General features: G+C 70.4%; 23 protein-coding genes and 2 tRNA genes. 14 read left to right on the top strand and 11 right to left on the bottom strand.

Features of this window, described 5'->3' with window-relative positions; genetic code table 11:
* Window positions 1-175 precede the first annotated feature (175 nt).
* The 4 genes from AB0D53_RS01540 to AB0D53_RS01525 all read left to right on the top strand — a co-directional run bounded on the left by AB0D53_RS01540 (window position 176) and on the right by AB0D53_RS01525 (window position 3,426).
* A complete protein-coding gene (locus tag AB0D53_RS01540) occupies window positions 176-1,318 on the top strand; it encodes an SDR family oxidoreductase (protein WP_362438328.1) in 1,143 nt (380 codons plus the stop codon).
* A 115-nt stretch (window positions 1,319-1,433) separates the two neighbouring features.
* Complete coding sequence (locus tag AB0D53_RS01535; RefSeq protein ID WP_362438325.1) at window positions 1,434-1,895, top strand: molybdenum cofactor biosynthesis protein MoaE; 462 nt, start codon at window positions 1,434-1,436, stop codon at window positions 1,893-1,895.
* Between the two features lie 128 nt (window positions 1,896-2,023).
* Window positions 2,024-2,194: a hypothetical protein gene (locus tag AB0D53_RS01530; protein WP_329815912.1), complete on the top strand. Its 171-nt coding sequence runs from the start codon at window positions 2,024-2,026 to the stop codon at window positions 2,192-2,194.
* A gap of 143 nt (window positions 2,195-2,337) precedes the next feature.
* Window positions 2,338-3,426: a PDZ domain-containing protein gene (locus AB0D53_RS01525; RefSeq protein WP_362438321.1), complete on the top strand. Its 1,089-nt coding sequence runs from the start codon at window positions 2,338-2,340 to the stop codon at window positions 3,424-3,426.
* A gap of 29 nt (window positions 3,427-3,455) precedes the next feature.
* On the opposite strand, the gene AB0D53_RS01520 is transcribed toward AB0D53_RS01525, so the two are convergent.
* Complete coding sequence (locus tag AB0D53_RS01520; protein ID WP_329815914.1) at window positions 3,456-4,016, bottom strand: PPA1309 family protein; 561 nt, start codon at window positions 4,014-4,016, stop codon at window positions 3,456-3,458.
* Window positions 4,017-4,153: 137 nt separating this feature from the next.
* Between AB0D53_RS01520 and AB0D53_RS01515 the strand changes: the two genes are divergently transcribed.
* The 4 genes from AB0D53_RS01515 (at window position 4,154) to AB0D53_RS01500 (ending at window position 9,828) form a co-directional block, all read left to right on the top strand.
* Complete coding sequence (locus AB0D53_RS01515) at window positions 4,154-7,141, top strand: UPF0182 family protein (protein WP_362438818.1); 2,988 nt, start codon at window positions 4,154-4,156, stop codon at window positions 7,139-7,141.
* Window positions 7,142-7,193: 52 nt separating this feature from the next.
* Window positions 7,194-7,267, top strand: a tRNA-Met gene (locus AB0D53_RS01510).
* Between the two features lie 213 nt (window positions 7,268-7,480).
* A complete protein-coding gene (locus tag AB0D53_RS01505) occupies window positions 7,481-9,628 on the top strand; it encodes a tetratricopeptide repeat protein (protein ID WP_362438316.1) in 2,148 nt (715 codons plus the stop codon).
* Between the two features lie 126 nt (window positions 9,629-9,754).
* Window positions 9,755-9,828 (top strand) — tRNA-Met (locus AB0D53_RS01500).
* Window positions 9,829-9,889: 61 nt separating this feature from the next.
* Here AB0D53_RS01500 and AB0D53_RS01495 read toward each other — a convergent pair.
* The 4 genes from AB0D53_RS01495 to AB0D53_RS01480 all read right to left on the bottom strand — a co-directional run bounded on the left by AB0D53_RS01495 (window position 9,890) and on the right by AB0D53_RS01480 (window position 13,361).
* Window positions 9,890-11,014 (bottom strand): ABC transporter substrate-binding protein, encoded by a 1,125-nt coding sequence (locus tag AB0D53_RS01495; RefSeq protein WP_362438313.1) that lies wholly within the window; start codon window positions 11,012-11,014, stop codon window positions 9,890-9,892.
* Window positions 11,015-11,064: 50 nt separating this feature from the next.
* The gene (locus AB0D53_RS01490) at window positions 11,065-11,934 is read right to left on the bottom strand and encodes an ABC transporter permease (RefSeq protein WP_362438310.1); all 870 of its coding nucleotides are present in this window, start codon (window positions 11,932-11,934) and stop codon (window positions 11,065-11,067) included.
* A complete protein-coding gene (locus tag AB0D53_RS01485) occupies window positions 11,931-12,740 on the bottom strand; it encodes an ABC transporter ATP-binding protein (protein ID WP_362438307.1) in 810 nt (269 codons plus the stop codon). The genes AB0D53_RS01490 and AB0D53_RS01485 overlap by 4 nt, the downstream gene beginning before the upstream one ends.
* A 201-nt stretch (window positions 12,741-12,941) precedes the next feature.
* Window positions 12,942-13,361 (bottom strand): Fur family transcriptional regulator, encoded by a 420-nt coding sequence (locus AB0D53_RS01480; protein ID WP_329815919.1) that lies wholly within the window; start codon window positions 13,359-13,361, stop codon window positions 12,942-12,944.
* 161 nt (window positions 13,362-13,522) lie between these two features.
* Here AB0D53_RS01480 and AB0D53_RS01475 point away from each other — a divergent pair, with 161 nt between their 5' ends.
* The gene (locus AB0D53_RS01475; RefSeq protein WP_362438303.1) at window positions 13,523-14,974 is read left to right on the top strand and encodes a catalase; all 1,452 of its coding nucleotides are present in this window, start codon (window positions 13,523-13,525) and stop codon (window positions 14,972-14,974) included.
* A 75-nt stretch (window positions 14,975-15,049) separates the two neighbouring features.
* Here AB0D53_RS01475 and AB0D53_RS01470 read toward each other — a convergent pair whose 3' ends face one another.
* Both AB0D53_RS01470 and hisN read right to left on the bottom strand, forming a co-directional pair.
* Complete coding sequence (locus AB0D53_RS01470) at window positions 15,050-15,454, bottom strand: CBS domain-containing protein (RefSeq protein WP_329815921.1); 405 nt, start codon at window positions 15,452-15,454, stop codon at window positions 15,050-15,052.
* A 228-nt stretch (window positions 15,455-15,682) separates the two neighbouring features.
* Window positions 15,683-16,483, bottom strand: coding sequence for a histidinol-phosphatase (gene hisN / locus AB0D53_RS01465; protein ID WP_362438298.1), 801 nt, complete (start codon window positions 16,481-16,483; stop codon window positions 15,683-15,685).
* 120 nt (window positions 16,484-16,603) lie between these two features.
* Here hisN and AB0D53_RS01460 point away from each other — a divergent pair, with 120 nt between their 5' ends.
* Window positions 16,604-17,257 (top strand): TetR/AcrR family transcriptional regulator, encoded by a 654-nt coding sequence (locus tag AB0D53_RS01460; protein WP_362438295.1) that lies wholly within the window; start codon window positions 16,604-16,606, stop codon window positions 17,255-17,257.
* On the opposite strand, the gene AB0D53_RS01455 is transcribed toward AB0D53_RS01460, so the two are convergent.
* The 4 genes from AB0D53_RS01455 to AB0D53_RS01440 form a co-directional block, all read right to left on the bottom strand.
* Complete coding sequence (locus tag AB0D53_RS01455; RefSeq protein ID WP_072483837.1) at window positions 17,214-17,537, bottom strand: multidrug efflux SMR transporter; 324 nt, start codon at window positions 17,535-17,537, stop codon at window positions 17,214-17,216. The genes AB0D53_RS01460 and AB0D53_RS01455 overlap by 44 nt on opposite strands.
* A 90-nt stretch (window positions 17,538-17,627) precedes the next feature.
* The gene (rsgA, locus tag AB0D53_RS01450) at window positions 17,628-18,644 is read right to left on the bottom strand and encodes a ribosome small subunit-dependent GTPase A (protein ID WP_362438290.1); all 1,017 of its coding nucleotides are present in this window, start codon (window positions 18,642-18,644) and stop codon (window positions 17,628-17,630) included.
* Between the two features lie 3 nt (window positions 18,645-18,647).
* A complete protein-coding gene (gene aroA / locus AB0D53_RS01445) occupies window positions 18,648-19,964 on the bottom strand; it encodes a 3-phosphoshikimate 1-carboxyvinyltransferase (protein ID WP_362438287.1) in 1,317 nt (438 codons plus the stop codon).
* A gap of 64 nt (window positions 19,965-20,028) precedes the next feature.
* Window positions 20,029-20,742 (bottom strand): M50 family metallopeptidase, encoded by a 714-nt coding sequence (locus AB0D53_RS01440; protein WP_362438284.1) that lies wholly within the window; start codon window positions 20,740-20,742, stop codon window positions 20,029-20,031.
* 76 nt (window positions 20,743-20,818) lie between these two features.
* Between AB0D53_RS01440 and AB0D53_RS01435 the strand changes: the two genes are divergently transcribed.
* The 4 genes from AB0D53_RS01435 (at window position 20,819) to rsrA (ending at window position 23,590) form a co-directional block, all read left to right on the top strand.
* Window positions 20,819-21,634 (top strand): SOS response-associated peptidase, encoded by an 816-nt coding sequence (locus tag AB0D53_RS01435; RefSeq protein WP_362438280.1) that lies wholly within the window; start codon window positions 20,819-20,821, stop codon window positions 21,632-21,634.
* A 16-nt stretch (window positions 21,635-21,650) separates the two neighbouring features.
* On the top strand, window positions 21,651-22,343 hold the full coding sequence (locus AB0D53_RS01430; RefSeq protein WP_362438277.1) for an alpha/beta family hydrolase: 693 nt from the start codon (window positions 21,651-21,653) through the stop codon (window positions 22,341-22,343).
* A 273-nt stretch (window positions 22,344-22,616) separates the two neighbouring features.
* Window positions 22,617-23,273 (top strand): sigma-70 family RNA polymerase sigma factor, encoded by a 657-nt coding sequence (locus AB0D53_RS01425; protein ID WP_189542902.1) that lies wholly within the window; start codon window positions 22,617-22,619, stop codon window positions 23,271-23,273.
* Entirely contained in the window at window positions 23,270-23,590 is a 321-nt protein-coding gene (gene rsrA / locus AB0D53_RS01420) for a mycothiol system anti-sigma-R factor (RefSeq protein ID WP_072483830.1), read from the top strand. Before AB0D53_RS01425 ends, rsrA begins: the two co-directional genes overlap by 4 nt.
* Window positions 23,591-23,607 lie beyond the last annotated feature (17 nt).

Below are 23,607 nucleotides of genomic sequence, written 5' to 3'. Positions count from 1 at the left end.
AGGGCCGCCGGCTCGAACCGACGGCGACTGCCCGACATCACCATCCAGCGTAGACACCAAAAGCCCGCTCAGGGCCTCAGTGCTCCGTCGGCTCCCGGCCTGCGGCAGGATGGACGCCACCTGGTACGCACGCGTCATTCGGGTACGTACTGAAGACAACCGCTGGAGACGCCCGGTGAGTTCCCCAGATCCTCAGGTTCGCGCAGCGCGAAACCTGTCCGACCCCTCGACCGAGAACAAACCAGAAAAGAACCGCTCCCGGAGCCGTGGCCCCGTCGTCGCGGTCACCGGAGCCGCCGGCGGAGTGGGCGAGCTGCTCACCGCCCGCCTCGCGGCATCGCAGGAGATCAAGCAGGTCATCGCCATCGACGAACGCCGCGGAGAGGTCTCCGAGGCGACCTGGCACATCCTCGACGTCCGCGACCCCGCCATCGCGGAGAAGCTGCGCGGCGCAGATGTCGTGGTGCATCTCGCCCTCGATCTCGACCTGGAGACCGACCCCGCCGCCCGCACCGCGTACAACGTGCGCGGCACCCAGACCGTGCTGACGGCCGCCGCGGCCGTCGGTGTCCACCGGGTCGTGCTGTGCACGTCGGCGATGGTCTACGGGGCGCAGCCGGACAACGACATCCCGCTCGCCGAGGACGCCGAGCTGCGCGCCACGGCCGAGGCCACCGGCGTCGGCGACCTCCTGGAGATCGAACGGCTGGGCCGCCGGGCGCCCCGCGCCCACCCCGGACTCAATGTGACCGTGGTCCGGCCCACCGTCCTGGTCGGCGGTACGGACACCGCGCTGACCCGCTACTTCGAGTCGCCGCGTCTCCTGGTCGTCGCCGGATCGCGTCCGACCTGGCAGTTCTGCCATGTCGACGACCTGGTCACGGCCCTGGAGTACGCCGCGCTCGAAAAGATCGACGGCGAGTTCGCGGTCGGCTGCGACGGCTGGCTGGAGCAGGAGGAGGTCGAGGAGCTCAGCGGTGTCCGCCGGATGGAGCTGCCTTCCGCCGTGGCCCTGGGCGCCGCCGCCCGGCTGCACCGGATCGGCCTCACCCCGTCCCCGGCGGGCGATCTGGCGTACACGATGCACCCCTGGGTGGTCAGCGTGAGCCGGCTGCACGACGTGGGATGGCGCCCGAAGTGGACCAACGAGGAAGTGCTCGCCGCCCTCCTCGAAGAGGTCGAGGGCCGGCACACCGTCGCCGGACGCCGCCTCGGCCGCAAGGACGCCACCGCTGCGGGTGCCGCCGGTGCGACCGTGGCACTGCTCGGCACCGCCGCCCTGGTCCGCCGTGCCCGCAAGGCCCGCCGCCGCATCTGAGAGCCGCCCCGGACCTCCTCCCACGGACTTCTGTAGAAGGCTCCAAGGTCAGGGGCGGCCCGCCGGTGGAAAGAGCTATTCCGCGTTGTCGGTGCCGTACGGCACCATGGGCCCCATGGCACCCAGCAACGACCACCCCGGCGAGCAGGCGGCGGGCGACCCCGTCCGGCTGCTGGAGATCCGCGACACCCCGCTGTCGGTCGACGAGGTCTTCCAGGCCGTCGGGGACGACGCCGCGGGCGGCACGGCGTTCTTCGTCGGCACGGTGCGCAACCACGACGGCGGCCAGGACGTCGAGGCTCTCGGGTACTCCTGCCACCCCTCGGCGCAGGACGAGATGCGCCGAGTGGCCGAAAAGGTCGTCGCCGACTTCCCCGTCCGGGCGCTGGCCGCGGTCCACCGGGTGGGTGACCTCCAAGTGGGCGACATCGCCGTGGTCGTCGCCGTCTCCTGCCCGCACCGCGCCGAGGCGTTCGCGGCCTGCCGCAAGCTCATCGACGACCTGAAGCACGAGGTCCCGATCTGGAAGCACCAGCGCTTTTCGGACGGCGCCGAGGAATGGGTCGGCGCCTGCTGAGCGCAAGTCGGCCAGGAGGCCGTTCGGTCCGATTTGCGTAACCCCACCCCTGCCGTGAGCGTTGATTCACCAAACGGTTAATCTGCTGATCGGTCAGTTGCGGTCGCTCATGGGGTAGGGAGGTCGTGATGGCAGCGCTTGCCTGGTTGCTGATTCCGCTTTTCGCTGCGCTCGGCGCTGCGATATGGGGAAGCTGGGCCACCCGTAATCGAACGACCGGCGATGTCACCGAACTCGCCGGCTATGCCAGGTTCCGTGAGGCGATGGAGAAGTCGGACTCCGGTTCCGATGTCGTCTGACGCCTCACCGCGCGTGCGCAATCGCCAATCCGCATCGCGACTCCGGCTGCCGGCGCGCTCCGGCGCGGTCCGCGCCCGGATTCCCGCCTCGTACGGACCGGCCCCGACAGTGCACTGACAGGCCCTTCCCGTACTGTCGTTCCATGCCACGCCGCACCGCGACGATGCTCGCCTCCACCCTGATCCTCATCGCGCTGCTCTGCGCAGGCGTGCTGATCCCCGTGCCGTATTCGGAGATGTCCCCCGGTCCGACCGTGAACACCCTGGGCAAGGTCGGCGGCGAACCCGTCCTGCAGATTTCCGGGCACAAGACGTACCCGACGTCCGGCAACCTCAATATGACGACGGTCAGGGTCACCGGCGCCGACTACCACATGAATCTCGTCGAGTCCGTCTACGGCTGGCTGGCCCACGACAGCGTGGTGGTGCCGCACGACACGCTCTACCCCGACGGCAAGACCGAGCAGCAGTCGACGCAGGAGAACGCCGAGGAGTTCAGCCAGTCCCAGGAGAGCGCCAAGGTCGCCGCGCTGACCGAACTGGGCATCCCGGTGACGTCGCGCGTCGTGGTCTCGACGGTCGTCAAGGACAGCCCCGCCCAGGGCAAGCTGCACGCGGGCGACGTGATCAAGCAGGTCGACGGCACCCCCGTCAAGCAGCCCGAGGACGTCGCGAAGCTCGTCACCCGCCACGACCCCGGCGAGAAGGTCACGTTCACGGTCATCCCGGCCCGCACGGCCCAGGCCGCCGAGAAGGCCGGCAAGGAGCCCGAGGGCAGCCGGAAGATCGTCATCACCACGGCGAAGGCACCCAAGGAGAACCGCGCGATCGTCGGCATCCAGGCCGGGACCGACCACACGTTCCCGTTCCGGATCGACATCAAGCTGGCCGACGTCGGCGGCCCGAGCGCCGGTCTGATGTTCTCGCTGGGCATCATCGACAAGCTGACGCCCGGCAAGCTCACGGGCGGCAAGTTCATCGCGGGCACCGGCACGATCGACGACAAGGGCAAGGTCGGTCCGATCGGCGGCATCAACATGAAGCTGGTCGGCGCGCGCAACGCCGGCGCCAGGTACTTCCTGACACCGGACGAGAACTGCAAGGCCGCCGCCTCCGACACCCCGAGCGGACTCACGCTGGTGAAGGTGAAGACGATCGACGACGCGAAGAAGTCGCTGGAGAAGATCCGGGTGGGGGACACGGCCGGGCTGCCGAGCTGCTCGGCAGGCTGACCGTGCCCCCGCGGGGGCACGCGCCGGGCTCAGGCCTCGAAGGTCGCGGCCAGCGCGTCGGCCAGCCCGGGCACCAGACCGGCGCCGGTCCGCACCTCGCCCGGGGCGTCCTTCGCGCGAAGCCGCACGGCCGACTCACGCGTACCGTCCCGCAGGACCGCCACGGTCATCCGCACCTCCTGGCGCTCCGGGTGCTTGGCGACCCACTTGGTCAGCTGCGCGTCGTCCAGCCCCTCGGGCACCGAGGCCTCGGCGGACGGCGGCAGCATCAGCCGCTCCACCGTCAGCGCGCACCCGATCACGGCGTCGGGCCAGGCGATCGTGGCGAGGAACTCGTCCAGGGCGGTCCCCGGCGGCAGCTCGTCCTGCTCGATGGGGGTCAGTGAGGCGGACGGGGAATCGGCGCTGTCCAGGCCGAGCTGGGCAGCGAGGCCGGGCTCCTGGACCCGGAGCTTGGCGGTGTCGACCAGGGCGAAGAGCCGGGCCGGCTGGTCCCAGCCGAGGCCGGAGATGTACTCGTCGATTTCGAGCACGGCGACGGTGAGCGGGCTCGCGGCCATCGGAGGGCCTGAGGGGGAAACGTTGGGCATGGGCAATATCCTGCCTCCTTCCGCCCCGGGAACGGGAACTAGGTAAAGCCTCAGTAAGTTGCATAGGTGGGCTCTACGATCGCTGGGCCCGCTTCACACGACCCGCGAACTTCGAGGTGCGCACGTTGGCTTTCCAGATGCCGGACCGCGGCGGAGGCCCGACCGGGCCACGGATCAGAGTCGGCCGCCCGTCCCGGCGTGCCCGTACCCTGCTCATGACACTGGGCGTCCTGGCGGTTCTCGCCATGGCGTTCGTCATGTTCGCCGGGTTCTGGACGGACTGGCTCTGGTACCGGTCGGTCGCGTATTCATCCGTCTTCACCACCACCCTGTGGACCAAGATCGGCCTGTTCCTGGTCTTCGGCCTGCTGATGGCATTCGCCGTCGGACTGAACATCTGGCTCGCGCACCGGCTCCGGCCGCCGCTGAGCGCGATGTCTCTGGAACAGCAGAGCCTGGACCGCTACCGGATGAGTCTCGCCCCGTACAAGAAGTGGGTGCTGCTCGCGATCACCGCGCTCGTCGGGCTGATCGCCGGAGCATCCGCCTCCGGCCAGTGGCGCACCTGGCTGATGTATGTGAACGGCGTGGCGTTCGGGCAGAAGGACCCCCAGTTCCATCTGGACGTGTCCTTCTACGCCTTCGACCTGCCCTGGTACCGCTTCCTGCTGGGCTTCGGCTTCGCGGCCACGGTGCTCTCGCTGATCGCCGCCGCGATGACCCACTATCTGTACGGCGGACTGCGCGTCACCAGCCCCGGCGCCCGGGCGACCGGCGCGGCCACCGGCCATCTGTCGGTGCTGCTCGGAGTCTTCGTCTCGCTGAAGGCCGTGGCGTACTGGCTCGACCGGTACGGCCTGGCCGTGAAGTCCAGCGACTTCAAGGCCACGGACAACTGGACGGGTCTGCGGTACGTCGACGCCAACGCCTATCTGCCGGCGAAGACCATCCTGTTCTGCATCGCCGCTATCTGCGCCGTGCTGTTCTTCGCGACGCTCTGGCGGCGCACCTGGCAGCTCCCGGTGATCGGCTTCGGCCTGATGGTGCTCTCGGCGATCCTGATCGGCGGGCTGTACCCCGCGATCGTGCAGAAGTTCCAGGTCCAGCCGAACGAGCAGGCCAAGGAAGCTCCGTTCATCCGGAAGAACATCGAAGCGACGCGTGACGCGTACGACATCGACAATGCGCAGGTCGACGACTACTCGGGCAAGAGCACGACGGACGACGACGCCAAGCTGCGCGCCAGCGCGAACGACGCCGCCAGCTACCGGGTGATGGACCCCAACGTCGTCTCCCCGGCCTTCCAGCAGCTCCAGCAGAAGAGGAACTACTACCAGTTCCCCAAGACGCTGGACGTCGACCGCTACAAGGACGCCGCCGGCAAGGACCAGGACACGGTCATCGGTCTGCGCGAGCTCAACCTCGACGGCATCCCCAAGCGCAACTGGATCAACGACCACTTCACCTACACCCACGGCTACGGCGCCATCGCGGCCAAGGGCACGACGACCGGCAAGAACCCGAAGGGTTCCCCGGACTTCACCGAGTCCGGTCTGCCGACGAGCGGCGAGTTCCCCAAGTACGAGCAGCGGATCTACTACGGCGAGAAGACCGAGCAGTACTCCATCGTCGGCGGGCCCCAGAAGGAGCTCGACTACGAGGAGGACGGCGAGAAGACCACCAGTTACCAGGGTGGCAGCGGGGTCAGTCTCTCCAACGCCTTCAACCGTGCCGCGTACGCGGTGGCGTTCAGCGAGCCGCAGATCCTGTACTCGGGAGCCATCGGCGACGGTTCGCGGATCCTCTACAACCGCACGCCCAAGGAGCGCGTCGAGGCGGTCGCCCCGTGGCTGACCATCGACGGCGACGCCTACCCGGCCGTGGTGAACGGCCGTATCCAGTGGGTCGTCGACGCGTACACCACCACCAACGGCTACCCGTACGCCTCGCGCACGACGCTCGGTGACACCACGGCCGACTCGCTGACCACCAACCAGCGCGCGGTCGTCGCCCAGCAGAACCAGGTCAACTACATCCGCAACTCGGTGAAGGCCACCGTCGACGCGTACGACGGCAAGGTCAAGCTCTACGAGTGGGACACGAAGGACCCGGTCCTCAAGACCTGGCGCAAGGCGTTCCCGGGGACCGTGGAGCCCAGGGCGGACATCCCGCAGGAGCTCATGGACCACCTGCGGTACCCGCAGGACCTGTTCAAGGTGCAGCGCGAACTGCTCACCCGCTACCACGTCACCAACCCCGCGCAGTTCTACAGCGGCAGTGACGCGTGGCAGGTCCCGGACGACCCGACCAACAAGGAGTCGGGTGCCGTCCCGCCGTACTACCTGAGCATAAAGATGCCGGACCAGACGGCCCAGAAGTTCTCGCTGACGACGACGTTCACCCCGAAGGGGCGGCCCGACCTCGGGGCGTTCATGGCGGTGGACGCGGACGCGGCCAGCAAGGACTACGGGACGATAAGGCTGCTGAGAGTCACCACCACGGTGAAGGGTCCCGGGCAGGTACAGAGCGAGCTCAACGGCAACGACGACGTCGCCGAGTTCGTGAGAAACCTGAAGGGAACCGACTCCGACATCGAGTACGGCAACCTGCTGACCGTGCCGCTGGAGGGGGGCTTCCTCTACATCGAGCCGGTGTACACCCGCGGTGGCACGCAGAACTATCCGCTGCTGCGCAAGGTCGCCGCCTCGTACGGGTCGAAGACCGTCTTCGAGAACAGCCTCGGAGAGGCGCTCAACGCGGTCTTCGGGGTGACGGACTCCGGCACCACCCCGCCGGAGACCACCAGACCGCCGGGCACCACGGAGCCGCCGGCCACCGGTGACGCGGCGCTGAAGAAGGCGATCGCGGACGCGCAGAAGGCCTACTCCGAGGGCGAAGCCGCCCTGAAGGAGCAGGACTGGTCCGCCTACGGCAAGGCTCAGGCGGATCTGCAGGACGCCTTGCAGCGTGCGGCGGCCGCCCAGCCCAAGTCGGGCAGTGCGAACGGCGCGGGCGGCGCGAAGGACAGCGCGAAGGACGGCGCGAAGGACGGCGCGAAGGCCACGGACAGTGCGACCGGCTCGGACGAGAAGGGCAAACCGGCCGGCACCGACACCAGTGGCTGAGTAACCCGGTAAAGGCTCACCCCCGCGTCGTGGTACGGTTTCCACACAACGACGCGGGGTGGAGCAGCTCGGTAGCTCGCTGGGCTCATAACCCAGAGGTCGCAGGTTCAAATCCTGTCCCCGCTACTGAAAGACGAAGGCCCGGATCCTTTCGAGGATCCGGGCCTTCGTCGTGCTGTGGTGACTTTCTTGTGCAAGGTGCGTGAAGTGCGGTTCGCGGGGCACGAGTTGGCTCCGAACGTGTTTGACTTATCTCTCTGTGGGCATGTCGACAAAACGCTGAAGTGACCTCACTGGCCGCGATATACCAGGTGTACGCGGGTTGCAGGTGGTGCGACGATGGTATTTATGGGGGACAGGGCAACTCTGTTGGAGACAGGGCGGTTTGTGCAACATCGCGTTGATCGACCATTCAATGCGATGAATGCGGCTTTTGGTGGTGCTGCCGCGGGGAACAACGAGACCACTGACACACCTGAGGCACCCGATACACCTGAGATCATCAAGGCGACCGAGACTGCCGAGACTGCGGGGTGTGCCGCGACCGTCGAGAGCACGGAGTTCACAGAGAACACGGGAAGCGCTGGGGCCGACGGGAACACCGGGGCCGCAGGGGCCACGGCGACTTCCGGGAGCGCCGAGAGCGAGGAGAGCGAGGAGAGCGCCGAGAGCGAGGAGAGCGCCGAGAGCGAGGCGCGTCACCGCCGCGCCGCCGACGCCGGGGACACCGCATCGATGAGCGTCCTCGGCGCTCTGCTGCTGCGCCGGGGCGACCTGGACGGCGCCGAACCCTACCTGCGCGGGGCCACCGCGGACGGTGACCGGGCCGCGGCCAACAACCTGGGCGTCCTCCTCCACCAGCGCGGATACGTCGACGACGCGGCCGGCTGGTGGCGCATCGCCGCCGTCGCGGGCTCCGCCGCCGCCGCGCACGCCCTGGGCCGTCACTACCGCGAGCGCGGCGACGAGCCCGGTGCCGAGTACTGGCTGCGGCAGTCCGCCGAGCAGGGTCATGCGCTGGGTGCGTACGCCCTCGCCGACCTGCTGGAACACCGCAGCGACGTCGGTGCGGAGCGCTGGCTGCGGGCCGCAGCCGAGCAGGGGCACCGGGAAGCCGCGTACCGCCTCGCGCGCATGCTGGACCGCAACGCCGGCGACGACCCGCACGACGCCTTCGGCCGCCCGGGACTGGGCCCCGGCGCGGGCGAGCGGCCCGGTGCGTCCGGCCGTTCCGCGGTCCGCAGGGACGACGGCCCGGTGGCGGGCCCGGCGACCGGGCGCGTGGGCGAGGCCGAGCAGTGGTACCGGCAGGCCGCCGCGCGGGGCCACCGGCGGGCCGCCCTGCACCTCGGCGCCATCCTCGAACAGCGCGGCGAGCCCAAGGAGGCCGGCCGCTGGTACCTCATCTCCGCGAAGGCGGGCGAGGCGCGCGCCGCCTGCGCGCTCGGCTTCCTGATGCGTGACGCGGGTGACGAGGAGAGCGCCGCCGTGTGGTGGCTGCGCGCCGCCCAGGACGGCGACGGCAACGCCGCCAACGCCCTGGGCGCCCTGCACGCGGCCAGGGGCGAGCAACAGACCGCCGAACGCTGGTACCGCGCCGCCATGGACGCGGGCGATGTCAACGGCGCCTACAACCTCGGCCTGCTGTGCGCGGCCCAGGACCGTACGCCGCAGGCCGAGCAGTGGTACCGCCGTGCCGCGTACGCGGGCCACCGCGAGGCGGCCAACGCGCTGGCCGTGCTCCTGCTGCAGGCGGGCGACGCGACCGGCGCCGAGCCCTGGTTCTCCAAGGCGGCCGAGGCGGGCAGCGTCGACGCGGCCTTCAACCTCGGCATCCTGTACGCCGGGCGCGACGAGGACCGTGCGGCCCTGATCTGGTACGAGCGGGCCGCGGCGGCCGGCCACACCGAGGCCGCCCTCCAGGTCGGCATGGCCCTGCTGCACCGGGGCGAGGAACAGGAGGCGGAGCGCCATCTGCGCTGCGCGGCGGGCGGCGGCAGCGCGGAGGCCGCATTCCGGCTGGCCGGGGTGCTGGACTCGCGGCAGCCGCCGCCCGGCCCGCCCGCGCTCGGTGAGCCGATGCCGGAGAAGACCGAGTGCGAGGAGTGGTACGAGCGGGCCGCCGAGCAGGGGCACCGCCGCGCCCAGGTGCGGGTCGGGATGCTCGCGGCCGCCCGGGGCGACGTGGACAGCGCCGCCCGCTGGTACCGCGAGGCCGCCGAGTCGGGCAGCCGCAACGGCGCCTTCAACCTCGGGCTGCTGCTCGCCCGCGAGGGCAGCGAGCGCGAGGCCGCGCTGTGGTGGAGCCGGGCCGCGAACGACGGGCATGGGCGGGCCGCCCTGCGCCTCGCTCTGCTGGCCGCCCGCCGCGGCGAACTCACCGAGGGGCAGCGCTGGTGTGCGCGGGCGGTCGAGCTGGGCCCGGCGGAGGTCGCGGAGCGGGCGGCCCGGCTGCGGGAAGCGCTGCACCAGGAACTGACCGCGTAGGGGAGAAACCGGCCGGGACGGCCGCCGGGGCATCGTGCGAACGGTGCTCCGGCGGCCGTCCCCGCGGGCCGCCGGAATCGATTTGCGCTGGTCGGCAGCGGTGACGTACAGTTCTAAACACAACGACGCGGGGTGGAGCAGCTCGGTAGCTCGCTGGGCTCATAACCCAGAGGTCGCAGGTTCAAATCCTGTCCCCGCTACTGAAGACAGAAGGCCGGATCCTTTCAGAGGATCCGGCCTTCTGTGTATACGTCGTATGCGTCAGAGCTTGTGGCCCACAGCCTCCGCGTACATCGCCCGGTCGACGGCCTTCGCCTCCGGCACCGGGGCGCCCTTCGAGACGCCGGAGTCGGCGTACGCCTCCTGCAGCCGGTCCGTCGTGCCCTTCCGTATCTCCCAGTCCATCCGCATCGACGGGGTCGACCGCAGCGTGGTCTCGTCGGTCTTCATCAGCCTCGCCAGCTCGGTGACGAAGCCGGGATCGGACTTGTAGTCGCCGGCGAAGTAGGTGTTCACGGTCCGGATGTAGGCGCGGAGGAAGGCGACACCCGCGTCCGGGTCCTTGTTCAGCAGTGTCGGCCCGAAGAGCAGGCCGCCGAGCGGCTCACCGACGGGCTGGCCCCCCAGGAACGCGTACCTCCTGTCGCCGTCCACCTTGCGCCAGATCGGGTCGAGCAGCCAGGCCGAGTCCACGCCGCCGTTCTGCAGCGCGGTCAGCACGTCCGCGGAACCGAGCTGCTGGAAGCTGATCCTGTCGAGGCCGCCGCCGTGCTTCTTCAGGGAGGTGTCCATCGGGTACGCGATGACCGACCCCTTGCCGATCATGGTGCCCAGCTTCCGGCCCGCCATCTCGACGTGATCGGCGTTCTCACCGTCCTTGAGACGCACCCACAGGCCGCTCTTCGAGGTGGGGTCGGGGGAGAAGTTCCCCGCGACCCACTTGATGTCGAAGCCGCCGTTGATGCCGTTCATCACGGCTGCCTCGGGAGCCGCCCACTGGGCGTCCACGTCGCCCTTGGCCAGCAGCGGCAGGGCGTCCGGGGTGGGCAGCACCTTCAGTTCGACGTCCAGCCCCTCCTTCGCGAACTCGCCCTTCGCCACCGCGACCTGGAGCGGAGCCACGTACTCCGCGCTCAAGGTGCCGGTGGCCACGGTGATCTTCCGTCGCTTCGCCAGGGGCCGGGCCGCCGGGGCGCCCTTGTCGCAGCGGGCCGCCTTCCGGTCGGGGGCGAGTTCGGCCGGGTCGGTCCAGCTGCCGGCGCCACAGCCCGCGACGGGCGTGACGGCGCGCGGCGCGGCGGCGGCACCGTCGCCGCCGGAGTCGGGCCCGGCGCAGCCCGCCGCGCCGAGCAGGGATGCCGTGACGAGCACGACGATGCGGGTCAAGGGGGTGTGTGTACGCACAGTGCCTCCGTACGAAGAGCGTGGGGAGCCGTTCAGGAGCGGCCGGGGCCGCGGTCGCGCGGGGCCCATGGCGTGAGCAGCCGCCCGGCGATCCGCACCACTTCGGAGAAGACGACACCGAGGACCGCCACACACACGATGCCGACGAACATCACGTCGTTCCGGAACAGCGCCCGGGAGTCGAAGATCAGATGGCCGAGACCGTCGGCCGCGGCGATCTGCTCGGAGGCGACGATGACGAGCACCGCCACTCCCGCCGCGATCCGTGCCCCGACCAGGACCGCCGGCAGCGACGCGGGCAGCAGCACATGGCGGAACATCTGCCAGGTCGAGGCGCCGAAGACCTGACCGGCATCACGGTGGCCGGCCGGCACGGCGAGCACGGCCGCCATGGTGGAGATCCAGACGAAGAAGAAGACGGTCGCGGCGACCAGGGCGATCTGCGGGCCTTCGCCGAGGCCGAACATATTGAGGAAGACCGGCAGCAGGGCCAGCTTCGGCACGACGTACAGGGCGTCGAGCAACGGCTCCAGCGCCGCCCGTACGAGGGAGAGCGAGCCCATCAGCAGGCCGAGCGCGTATCCCGCGACGGTGCCGATCGCATAGCCGCCGAGGACCCGCTTGAGCGTGGCCCATACGTCCGGCCACAGTTCACCGGCGCCCGCCCGGTCCCAGCCGTCCGCCAGGATGGTGGAGGGGGCGGGGTAGACCCGGGCGTCGATCCAGGACTGCGCGGCGGCCAGCTGCCAGAGCAGCACGAGGAGCAGCGGTACGGCGACGGCGAGCGCGATCTCCAGGGCGCGGCGCCTGCGGTGGGTGCGTGCCGGATGCAGCTCCTGCGGGCCCGGTCTGCGGACCAGGACGCCCTCGTCGGGCTTCGTGGCGTTCGCGGTGACGGTCATGCCGGGACCGCCTCCCGGTGCACCTCGCCGCGCAGAAGCTCCCACAACTCGCTCTTCAGCGCGGTGAACTCGGGTGCCGACCGGACCGTGCCGGTGCGCGGCCGGCCGAACGGCGGGCGGCGCTCGGCGATGATCCGCCCCGGTCTGGCGGACATCACCAGCACCCTGTCCCCGAGCACGATCGCCTCTTCGAGGCTGTGGGTGATGAAGAGGGTGGTGGTACGGGTGGTCTGGGTGAGGTCGAGCAGCTCGTCCTGGAGGATGGTGCGCAGCTGGGCGTCGAGCGCCGCGAACGGCTCGTCCATCAGCAGTATCTCGGGTTCGACGGCGAGGGCGCGGGCGATCGCGACCCGTTGCCGCATCCCGCCGGAGAGGGCGGCCGGATACGCCCCGGCGAAGTCGGAGAGGCCCATCCGGGCCAGCCAGTCGTGCGCCCTGGCATCGGCCTCCTTGCGCGGTACGCGCTGGATGTCGAGGCCGAACCGGACATTGGCGAGCACGGTCTTCCAGTCGTAGATGCCGTAGTCCTGGAAGATCATCGCCGCCGGGCGGGACGCGCCCGTACGGATGGACAGCTCGCCGGAGCTGGGACGGAGCAGCCCGGCGGCGATCCTGAGCAGGGTGGACTTGCCGCAGCCCGACGGGCCGACGACGCAGGTGAACTCGCCCGGTGCGATGCGGAGATCGAGCGGGCCGAGGGCGGGCAGGGCCTTGGCGCCGCGCCCGAACGAGCGGGTGAGTGCGTCGGCGCGGAGTTTGGGGCTGGTGGCTGCGGTGGCGGGCGGGGTCGGGTGCGGATCTCCCACGGGTCTCTCCTCGCGCGTATCGAGGTGCGGATCCGCCGCGGGGCGGACGTGATCGCCGCAGACGATATGACTACCCGTCAGATTCGGGAAGGGGGTGCGCATGTGCCGGTGGCGGGGAGGGGTGTCGTCCGCTGCGGGGATCCATGCGGAAGGCCCCGGTGCGGAAGGTGTCCGCGCCGGGGCCTTTGTTGCTCGCTCGGATCAGCTTGTCGCCGCGCAGGTGGGGCAGATACCTCGGTAGGTGACCTCGACGTCGGACACCGTGAAGCCGAAGCGTTCGTCGCTCGGCAGGTCCGCCATCGGGTCGCCGGCCGGGTGCACGTCGCGGATCGTGCCGCAGAGCGCGCAGACGAGGTGGTGGTGGGGGCGGTGTGCGTTCGGGTCGTACCGCTTGGCGCGGCGGTCCGTGGAGACCTCGATGACCTCACCGAGCGACACCATCTCGCCCAGTGTGTTGTAGACGGTGGCGCGGGAGATCTCGGGCAGCTTGGCCACGGCCCGCGCGTGGACCTCGTCGGCCGTCAGGTGCACATGGTCCCCGTCGAGGACCTCGGCCACGACGCGTCGCTGCGCAGTCATGCGCCAGCCGCGTCCGCGAAGTCGTTCCAACAGGTCACTCATAGAAACAAGCCTAACAGTGAAGGGACCAGGTCCCGAACGGGTGTGACTTTGGATGTTCACTTGACTTGGACTAAGTCCATTGTAGGATCGACATCGGCATAAGCCAAGGGACAGGCTGTGCAGGACAAGACGAATGTGCAGGAACGACGCAGGAGGCGCACGTGACGCAGGGACCGCTCACCACGGAGGCCGGCGCGCCGGTCGCCGACAACCAGAACAGCCAGACCGCGGGCGTCGGCGGTCCCGTCCTGGTGCAGGACCAGTCGCTGCTGGAGAAGCTCGCGCACTTCAACCGTGAGCGCATCCCGGAGCGCATCGTGCACGCCCGCGGCGCCGGCGCGTACGGCACGTTCACGCTGACCCGCGACGTCTCGCAGTGGACCCGGGCGAAGTTCCTCTCCGAGGTCGGCAAGCAGACCGAGACCTTCCTGCGCTTCTCGACCGTGGCCGGCAACCTCGGCTCGGCCGACGCGGTGCGCGACCCCCGCGGTTTCGCGCTGAAGTTCTACACCGAGGAGGGCAACTACGACCTCGTCGGCAACAACACCCCGGTGTTCTTCATCAAGGACGCCATCAAGTTCCCGGACTTCATCCACACCCAGAAGCGCGACCCGTACACCGGCTCGCAGGAGGCGGACAACGTCTGGGACTTCTGGGGTCTGTCGCCCGAGTCCACCCACCAGGTGACCTGGCTCTTCGGTGACCGCGGCATCCCGGCGACGCTGCGCCACATGAACGGCTACGGCTCGCACACCTACCAGTGGAGCAACGAGGCCGGCGAGGTCTTCTGGGTCAAGTACCACTTCAAGACCGACCAGGGCATCGAGAACCTCACCCAGGACGAGGCCAACAAGCTCGCCGGTGAGGACCCGGACAGCCACCAGCGCGATCTGCGCGAGGCGATCGAGCGCGGCGACTTCCCGTCCTGGACGGTGCAGGTCCAGATCATGCCGGCGGCCGAGGCGGCCGCGTACCGCTTCAACCCGTTCGACCTCACCAAGGTGTGGCCGCACGCGGACTACCCGCCGATCGAGATCGGGAAGCTGGAGCTCAACCGCAACCCGGAGAACATCTTCGCCGAGGTCGAGCAGTCGATCTTCAGCCCCGCGCACTTCGTGCCGGGCATCGGCCCGTCGCCCGACAAGATGCTCCAGGGCCGCCTCTTCGCCTACGGGGACGCCCACCGCTACCGCGTCGGCATCAACGCCGACCACCTGCCGGTGAACCGTCCGCACGCCACCGAGGCGCGCACCAACAGCCGGGACGGCTACCTGTACGACGGCCGTCACAAGGGCGCGAAGAACTACGAGCCGAACAGCTTCGGCGGTCCGGCCCAGACCGACCGCCCGCTGTGGGAGGCCACCACCGTCTCCGGCGAGGTCGCCACGCACGTGGCCCCGAGCCACGCCGAGGACAACGACTTCGTACAGGCCGGAAACCTCTACCGGCTCTACTCCGACGACGAGAAGGCCCGGCTGATCGACAACCTCGCCGGGTTCATCGCCAAGGTCTCGCGCGACGACATCGCCGAGCGCGCGATCAACAACTTCCGCCAGGCGGACGGCGACTTCGGCAAGCGTCTGGAGGCCGCGGTCCAGGCCCTTCGCGGCTGATCCGGACGGCTGTCGTCGGCGGTGGGCCGGTCTCCTCTCCGGGGGAGACCGGCCCACCGGTCGTTCACCGGGGGCTCAGACGATGAGTTCCGCCTGGTGGCGGCGCCTGGCGGGCGCCCAGCAGCGCAGGATGTCACGGACGGAGACGATGCCCACGGGCCCGTGGTCGTCCAGCACGATCAGGTGGCGGAACCCGCCGTGTGTCATGGCCTCCGCGGCCTCGGCCAGGGTCCAGGTGGGTGCGGCGAAGACCACGTCGGTGGTGGTGTGGGTGGCGGCGGTCTCGACGTCCGGATCCTGTCCGGAGCCGACCGCGTTGAGGATGTCGCGTTCGGTGAGGATGCCGAGCCCGCTGTTGTCCTTGTCGAGGACGACCGCGGCCCCGATGTGGCGGACCGACATCAGCCGGGCGGCCTGGCGGAGCGTATGGGCGGGCCCGATGGTGAGGACCAGTGTGCTCATGGCGTCTCGGACGAGCATGAAGGGAGCCACCTCCTTGGTGAAAGGGCGCGTGAGCCGATTCACAAATTCACAAGCGGGGGGACTCTCAGAGTTGCACCGATGCGCGGACGGGACAAGAGGGGTGAACCGCCCGAAAGGCGTGCGCCGGTGCGCGACGCCTTTCGGTGACGGGGTGCGGCCGGGCGGGCCGGTTCGGCGACGCCGGTTCGGTCGCGCCGTTCAGCAACGCCGTTCAGCAGTGCCGGTTCAGTAGCGCTGGTTCAGATAACCGAGCAGCTCGTGGTGGAGCAGTCCGTTCGAGGCCGCGGCGTTGCCGCCGCCCGGACCGGAGACCCCGTCCAGGCTGGTGAACTGCCCGCCCGCCTCCTGGACGATGATCGCGTTGGCGGCCATGTCCCAGAGCGAGAGCTCCGGCTCCGCACAGATGTCCACCGAACCCTCGGCGACCATCATGTACGGCCAGAAGTCGCCGTACCCGCGCGTGCGCCAGCAGGCCCTGGTCAGATCCAGGAAGCCGTCGAGCCGGCCCTGCTCCTCCCAGCCGCTCAGCGACGCGTAGGCGAACGAGGAGTCCGCGATCCGCTCCACCTTCGAGACCTGCATCCGGGTCGCGGAGGTCAGGCTGCGGCCGGAGAACGCGCCCGCCCCCTTCGCCGCCCACCAGCGCCGGTTCAGCGCGGGGGCCGAGACCACGCCGACCACCGGCTGGAAGCCGTCCTCGCCGGCCTCCATCAGCGAGATCAGCGTCGCCCAGACCGGGACGCCGCGTACGTAGTTCTTGGTGCCGTCGATCGGGTCGACGACCCAGCGCCGGGGGCCGGTGCCCTCGATCCCGAATTCCTCGCCCAGAATCGCGTCGCGCGGGCGGGCCCGATGGAGGTGGCCGCGGATCAGCTCCTCGGCGGCCTTGTCGGCCTCGCTCACCGGCGTCATGTCCGGCTTGGTCTCGACCTTGAGGTCGAGAGCCTTGAACCGGTCCATCGTCGCCGCGTCGGCGGCGTCCGCCAGCACATGGGCAAGGCGCAGATCATCGTGGTAATCGGGCATGCCGTCACAGTATCGACCGAAGGTGAACGGAGCCATACGTCCCGGAGCCGCGCGGACCATTGACAGTCCCCGGCAGCGGGCCGACGCTGGGACGCGGAGCCCTCGGCGCGGGAGGCGACGATGCCCACAGCGCGGGAAGCACTGCTGGACGCCGCCCTCTCGGCGCTGGCGACCCTGCCCTGGACCTCGGTGCGCATGGTCGACGTGGCGCACGCCGCGGGCGTCTCCCGGCAGACCCTCTACAACGAGTTCGGCGGCAAGGAAGGCCTGGCCCGTGCCCTGGTCCGGGACGCCGCCGACCGCTATCTGACCGGTGTCGAGCAGGCCCTGGGATCGGCCGACGGCACGGAGGACAGGCTGGCCGCCACCGCCGCCTGGACCATCCGGATCGTGCGCACGAACGCGCTGATCAGGGCCTTGCTCACCGGATGCTGGCACGAACGGTTACCCCGCCCCGCACACCGCACGGCCGGGGGCGCGTCCTCGGCGCCCGGCCGGCGCCGCGCCGAACCCGGGCCGCCGACCCCCGCCGAGCTGCTCCATCGGGCCGGTGAACGGGCGATGGCCGCCCTCGACGGGGAAGGCCGACCGTGCGACCCGGAGACCCTGGCCGTGACCTGCGAGATCGCGCTGCGGCTCGCCCTGAGCTACGCGCTGGTCCCCGCATCCGAGGAGGCGGCGCAGGGAGAGGCGGCACCACTGGTCCGCCTCGTGGCGGGGAGGGGAGCGGTCAGTGGGACGAGCCCGAGAGCTGGAGCCCGATCACCCCGATGATCACCAGGGAGATCGAGATCAGCTTGAGGGTGGAGACCACGTCGTCGAGGAAGACCATGCCGTAGATCGCGGTGCCCGCCGCACCGATGCCGGTCCACACCGCGTAGGCGGGACCCACGTCGAGCTTCTTCAGCGACATCGTCAGCAGACCGAAGGAGCCGAGCGCGAAGACGCAGAACGCGATGGTCGGCCAGAGCCGGGTGAAGCCGTGCGAGAGCTTCAGACAGACGGCGAAGCCGGTCTCCAGAAGTCCTGCGACCACGACCAGCAGCCACGCCATCGTCAGTGCCCTCCCGCGTCGGTGACCGCCTTGCCACACTGGGTGTGATTATGCATTTACCTGCGGCGCCGGATCGCAAACGTGCCCCGGTCAGTCGCCTTCGCGCCGCTCCCGCGTGGACAGCAGCCGGTGCAGCGAGTCCAGCCGGGCCGGATCGGCATGGCCGTCCGCCACCCAGGCGACCAGGGCGCATTCCGGTTCATGGCTGTCGTGGGTGCAGCCGCGCGGGCACTCCTCGGTGCCGGGCTCCAGGTCGGGGAAGGCGTGGATCACCCGGGACGGGTCGATGTGGTTGAGCCCGAAGGAGCGGACGCCGGGGGTGTCGATCACCCAGCCGCGGTAGTCCGGCAGCGGCAGCGCCAGCGCCGAGGTGGTGGTGTGCCGGCCGCGGCCGGTGACCGCGTTGACCACGCCCGTCGTACGCCGCCGGTCCTTCGGCACCAGCGCGTTGACCAGCGTGGTCTTGCCCACTCCGGAGTGCCCGACGAAGGCGGTGACCCGGTCGTTCAGCTGCTCGCGGACCCGGTCGGCCGCGTCGCCGTTCTCCAGCTCCTCGCGGCTGGTCACGATGAACGGGACGCCCAGCGGGGTGTATGCCTCCAGCAGCTTGTCCGGGGAGGCCAGATCCGACTTGGTGAGGACCAGGAGCGGGGAGAGCCCGCCGTCGTACGCGGCGACCAGACAGCGGTCGATCATCCGCGGCCGGGGTTCCGGATCGGCCAGTGCGGTGACGATCGCCAGCTGGTCGGCGTTGGCGACGACCACCCGCTCGTACGGATCGTCGTCGTCCGCCGTCCGGCGCAGCACCGAGCGGCGCTCACCGATGCGGACGATGCGGGCGAGGGTGTCCTTGTCACCGGAGAGATCCCCGACGAGGGAGACCGTGTCACCCACCACGGCGGCCTTCCGGCCCAGCTCACGGGCCTTCATCGCCATGACCGTACGACCCTCGACAAGACAGGTGAGACGGCCCCGGTCGACGGTGAGGACCATGCCCTCCTCGGCGTCCTCGTGCTTGGGCCGGATGTTGGTACGGGGCCGGTTTCCCTTGCGGTTCGGGCGGACCCGGATGTCGTCCTCGTCGGGGTTCTTGCCGTAGCGGCGCATGTCTCAGGCCCCGAGCATTCCGGTCCACATCTGCGGGAAGTCCGGCAGGGTCTTGGCGGTGGTCGCCACGTTCTCGATCTCCACTCCGGGGACGGCGAGGCCGATGATCGACCCCGCGGTGGCCATCCGGTGGTCGTCGTACGTATGGAAGGTACCGCCGTGCAGCGGCCGGGGCCGGATGTGGAGGCCGTCGGCGGTCTCGGTGACATCGCCGCCGAGCTCGTTGATCTCCTTGGTGAGCGCGGCCAGCCGGTCCGTCTCGTGCAGCCGCAGATGGGCGACACCGCTCAGGGTGGACGGGGAGTCGGCCAGCGCCGCGACCGCCGCGATGCCCGGGGTCAGCTCGCCGACCTCGCCGAGGTCGACGTCGATGCCGTGGATACGGCCCGAACCGGTGAAGGTGAGGCCGTGCTCGGTCAGCTCGCAGCTGCCGCCCATCGCCGTGAAGATCTCCCGCAGCGCGTCGCCCGGCTGGGTGGTGCGCTCGGGCCAGTCCGGGATCGTGACCCGGCCGCCGGTGACCAGCGCGGCCGCGAGGAACGGCTGGGCGTTGGAGAGATCGGGCTCGATGGTCAGATCACGGCCGAGCAGGGCGGAGTGGGAGACCCGCCAGACGTTCGGCTCGCCGCCCGTCTCCGGCTCGTCGACCTGTGCGCCGACCGCCCGCAGCATGTCGACGGTCATCCGGATGTGCGGCATGGAGGGGAGCCTGGCGCCGGTGTGGCGCACCTCCACCCCCTGGTTGAAGCGCGGCGCCGACAGCAGCAGCGCCGAGACGAACTGGGAGGACGAGGAGGCGTCGATCGCCACCGGGCCGCCGTCCAGCGCACCGCCGCCGTGCACCGTCATCGGCAGCGAGCCGCGCCCCTCGTCGTCGATCCGGGCGCCGAGCACCCGCAGCGCGTCGATCACACCGGTCAGCGGGCGCTCGTACGAACGCGGGTCGCCGTCGAAGCGGATCGGGCCGTCGGCGAGCGCCGCGACCGGCGGCAGGAAGCGCATGACCGTGCCCGCGTTGCCGACGTCGACCGTGGTCGGGCCGTGCAGACCGGCCGGGATGACCCGCCAGGCCTCGCCGGAGCCGTCCGGGCCCACGCCCTCCTCGATGCCGACGCCCATCGCGCGCAGCGCCTCGGCCATCAGCAGGGTGTCTCGGGAACGCAGCGGGCGGCGCAGCCAGCCGGGCTCGGCGGCCAGCGCGGCGAGGACGAGCGCGCGGTTGGTGACCGACTTCGATCCGGGCACGGTGACCGTCGCGTCGACGGCCCCGGTCGCATGCGGGGCGGGCCAGAGAGCGGGGTGCACGGAGCTTTCGGTCATGGACCTCACTTTAGAGCGTCCGGCGAGCACGGCAGCTTTCGCGGGGCCCCGCCGCCACCGGCCCTCACATGCCGAGCAGCCAGCGCCCGCCCCCGATCAGTGAACAGAGGGACACCGCGTGGAAGAGGAAGAGCCAGAGCGCGGCCGGTACGTCCGTCAGCCGCGACAGCTGGTCCGCGTCCGAGTCCGGCGCACCGCCGTACCGCCGCTTGGACTGGAGCTCGAAGGGCGGGCGCACGCCGCCGAGCAGCAGGAACCAGACCACGGTGTACGCGAACAGCGCCTGCCAGGCGGGTGAGGCCAGCCAGGACACCAGCAGGAAGGCCGAGCCGGTGAGGATCACCGTCAGCGCCCCGTACACATTGCGGATCATCACCAGCATCACCGCGAGCAGCGCGGTGGACACCCACAGCAGCAGGGTGATCCTGCCGTCGACCAGCAGCCACGCGCCGCCCAGGCCCAGCAGCGGCGCCGCGGTGTAGCCGGCGGCCGCGGTGAGGATCATGCCGATCCCGGTCGGCTTGCCGCGGCTGACGGTCAGGCCGCTGGTGTCCGAGTGCAGCCGGATGCCGGACAGCTTGCGTCCGGTGAGCAGCGCGATCAGCCCGTGCCCGCCCTCGTGCGCGATGGTGATCGCGTTGCGGGACAGCCGCCATATCGGGTTCGGCACGACGGCGATCAGCGCGAGTGTGCCGGTCACCACCACGAGCCACTGCTCGGGGGCGGGCTGGGTACCGAACACGCGGTCCCACAGATTGCCCAGATCGGTGCTGTTCATGACGTGGGCGTCTCCTTGCGGTTCGGCTTGCGGTATCGGGTCCGGCCGGCGTGGCGGTCGTGGCAGTCTGGCACTTATGTGCGGACGGTATGCAGCGAGTCGGCGGCCCGAGGACCTGACCGGACTCTTCCGGGTCGAGAAGTGGGAACCGGCCGAGGCCCTGGCGCCCGACTGGAACGTGGCGCCCACCAAGGAGGTCTACGCCGTACTTGAGCGTCCTGTGAAAGACGCAGACGACCCGCGTCCGGTTCGCCAGATGCGGGCACTGAAGTGGGGACTCGTACCGTCCTGGGCGAAGTCCCCGGAGGGCGCCGCGCGGATGATCAACGCCCGTGCGGAGACCGTCCACGAGAAGCCGTCCTTCCGCCGCCCCTTCGTCTCCCGGCGCTGCATCCTGCCCGCCGACGGCTACTACGAGTGGGTCACCGGCGCGGACGAACGGCAGCTGGAGGAGAAGGGGAAGAAGAAGCGCCCGCGCAAGCAGCCGTACTTCGTGACGCCCGCCGACGGATCGGTCTTCGCGATGGCCGGGCTGTACGAGTTCTGGCGCGACCGGACGCTGCCGGACGACCACCCGATGGCCTGGTGGGTGACCTGCACGGTGATCACGACCGAGGCGGAGACCACCCCGCTCGCCGTGGCCCCCGCCGACGGCCCCGCCACGCTCGCCGACATCCACCCGCGGATGCCGCTGATGCTGACCCCGGACCGCTGGGACGCCTGGCTCGACCCCTCGCGCACCGACGCCGAGGAGCTGAAGGGGCTGCTCGCACCGTCGCCGGGCGGGCTGATGCGGGCCTATCCGGTGGCCACGGCCGTCAGCAACGTCCGCAACAACGGCCCCGAACTGCTGGAAGAGCTGGCCGCGCCGGAGGTGGGCACACTCTTCTGAGCCCCGGGCGGGGAGGATGGGGCACGTGAGTACTACGGAGACGGGCCGCCGGCCCGAGGCGGAAACGGTCGAAACGGTCGACACCGATGCCGGACCGGCCAGGATCAGCTGGTTCCCCGCGACGGGCACGGCGAAGACCGGGAGCGCGCGGCTGGTGCTGGCCCTCGGCCATGGCGCGGGCGGCGGCATCGAGGCCCGCGACCTCCAGGCCCTGGCCGCCGCGCTGCCCGCCCACGGGGTCACCGTGGCCCTGGTGGAGCAGCCGTGGCGGGTCGCCGGGAAGCGGCTCGCGCCCGCCCCGAAGACCCTGGACACCGGATGGCGGGGGCTGTGGCCCGCGCTCACCGCCGCAGGGGCGCCCGTCGTCGCGGGCGGGCGGAGCGCCGGGGCCCGGGTGGCCTGCCGGACCGCCGCGGAGCTCGGTGCCCACGCCGTCCTCGCGCTCGGCTTCCCGCTGCACCCGCCGGGCAGGCCCGAGAAGTCCCGCGAGGACGAGCTGCTCGGCACCGGCGTGCCCACGCTCGTCGTGCAGGGCGGCCACGACCCGTTCGGGCGGCCCGCCGAATTCCCGCCGGGGGAGTACGAGATCGCCGAAGTGCCCTACGGCGACCACGGGTTCGCCGTGCCGAAGAAAGCCGGTCCGGGCCAGGACGAGGCGATGGCCATCCTGACCTCCGCCGTGACCGGCTGGCTGGCCGCCCTCGTGTGACGTACACCCCGGGAATGTTGCGCGGGGGGCCACTGTTGTCGGTGTCATCGGTACATCAACGTCGTACGTGGAGAGGGAGTCCGTCGCATGGGTTCGACCATCTGCCCGCGCCGCTCGAACGCCGCTGACCTGGAGTGGACGGTGCTGCATGCGGCCAGGACCACTCCCGAGCGGGGCCCGGGCGGATCGGAACGACAGCCCGTCTCGAAGCAAGGTCGACTATTCTCCGATTCGAGCGGGTCCGGTTTCGGCTCCGCCACAGCGTTGGAGGAGGTGGGTCCGGTCACTGGGACCGACACAGGGACCGACGACGGCCGTGCACAGGAGACGCCCGCCGAGCGCAACGCGCGCTTCGAGCGGGACGCGCTCGGTTACCTCGACCAGATGTACTCGGCCGCGCTGCGCATGACGCGCAACCCCGCGGACGCCGAGGACCTGGTCCAGGAGACCTATGCCAAGGCGTACGGCTCCTTCCACCAGTTCCGTGAGGGCACCAACCTCAAGGCGTGGATGTACCGCATCCTCACCAACACGTTCATCAACTCGTATCGCAAGAAGCAGCGCGAACCCCAGCGCAGCGCCGCCGAGGAGATCGAGGACTGGCAGCTGGCGCGTGCCGAGTCGCACATGTCGACCGGTCTGCGCTCCGCGGAGTCGCAGGCGCTCGACCACCTGCCCGACTCCGACGTGAAGTCCGCACTGCAGGCGATCCCCGAAGAGTTCCGCATCGCCGTGTATCTCGCCGATGTCGAGGGCTTTGCCTACAAGGAGATCGCGGACATCATGGGGACTCCCATCGGTACGGTGATGTCCCGACTGCACCGGGGCCGCCGCCAGCTGCGCGGCATGCTGGAGGACTACGCCCGTGAGCGCGGGCTCGTCCCGGCCGGTGCCGGAGAGTCGGACGATCGGAAAGGCTCGGGCTCATGAGCTGCGGAGAGCCGCACGAGACGGACTGCTCGGAAGTCCTCGATCATCTCTATGAGTTCCTCGACCACGAGATGCCCGACAGCGACTGCACCAAGTTCGAGGTGCACTTCGAGGAGTGCTCCCCGTGCCTGGAGAAGTACGGCCTGGAGCAGGCGGTCAAGAAGCTGGTGAAGCGCTGCTGCGGCCAGGACGACGTGCCCAGCGATCTGCGGTCCAAGGTCATGGGCCGGATCGATCTGATCCGCTCGGGGCAGGCCGTGCCCGAGCAGGACGTGACGGCCGCGGCGAGCGAACAGCCGACCGCCGCCAAGGAGTGACACCCGGCGGCCCGGCC

The organism is Streptomyces sp. NPDC048295, assembly GCF_040652135.1.
Classification (GTDB): domain Bacteria; phylum Actinomycetota; class Actinomycetes; order Streptomycetales; family Streptomycetaceae; genus Streptomyces.
The sequence above is the reverse complement of the archived record's forward strand: the minus strand, read 5'-3'. Positions and strand labels throughout refer to the sequence as shown.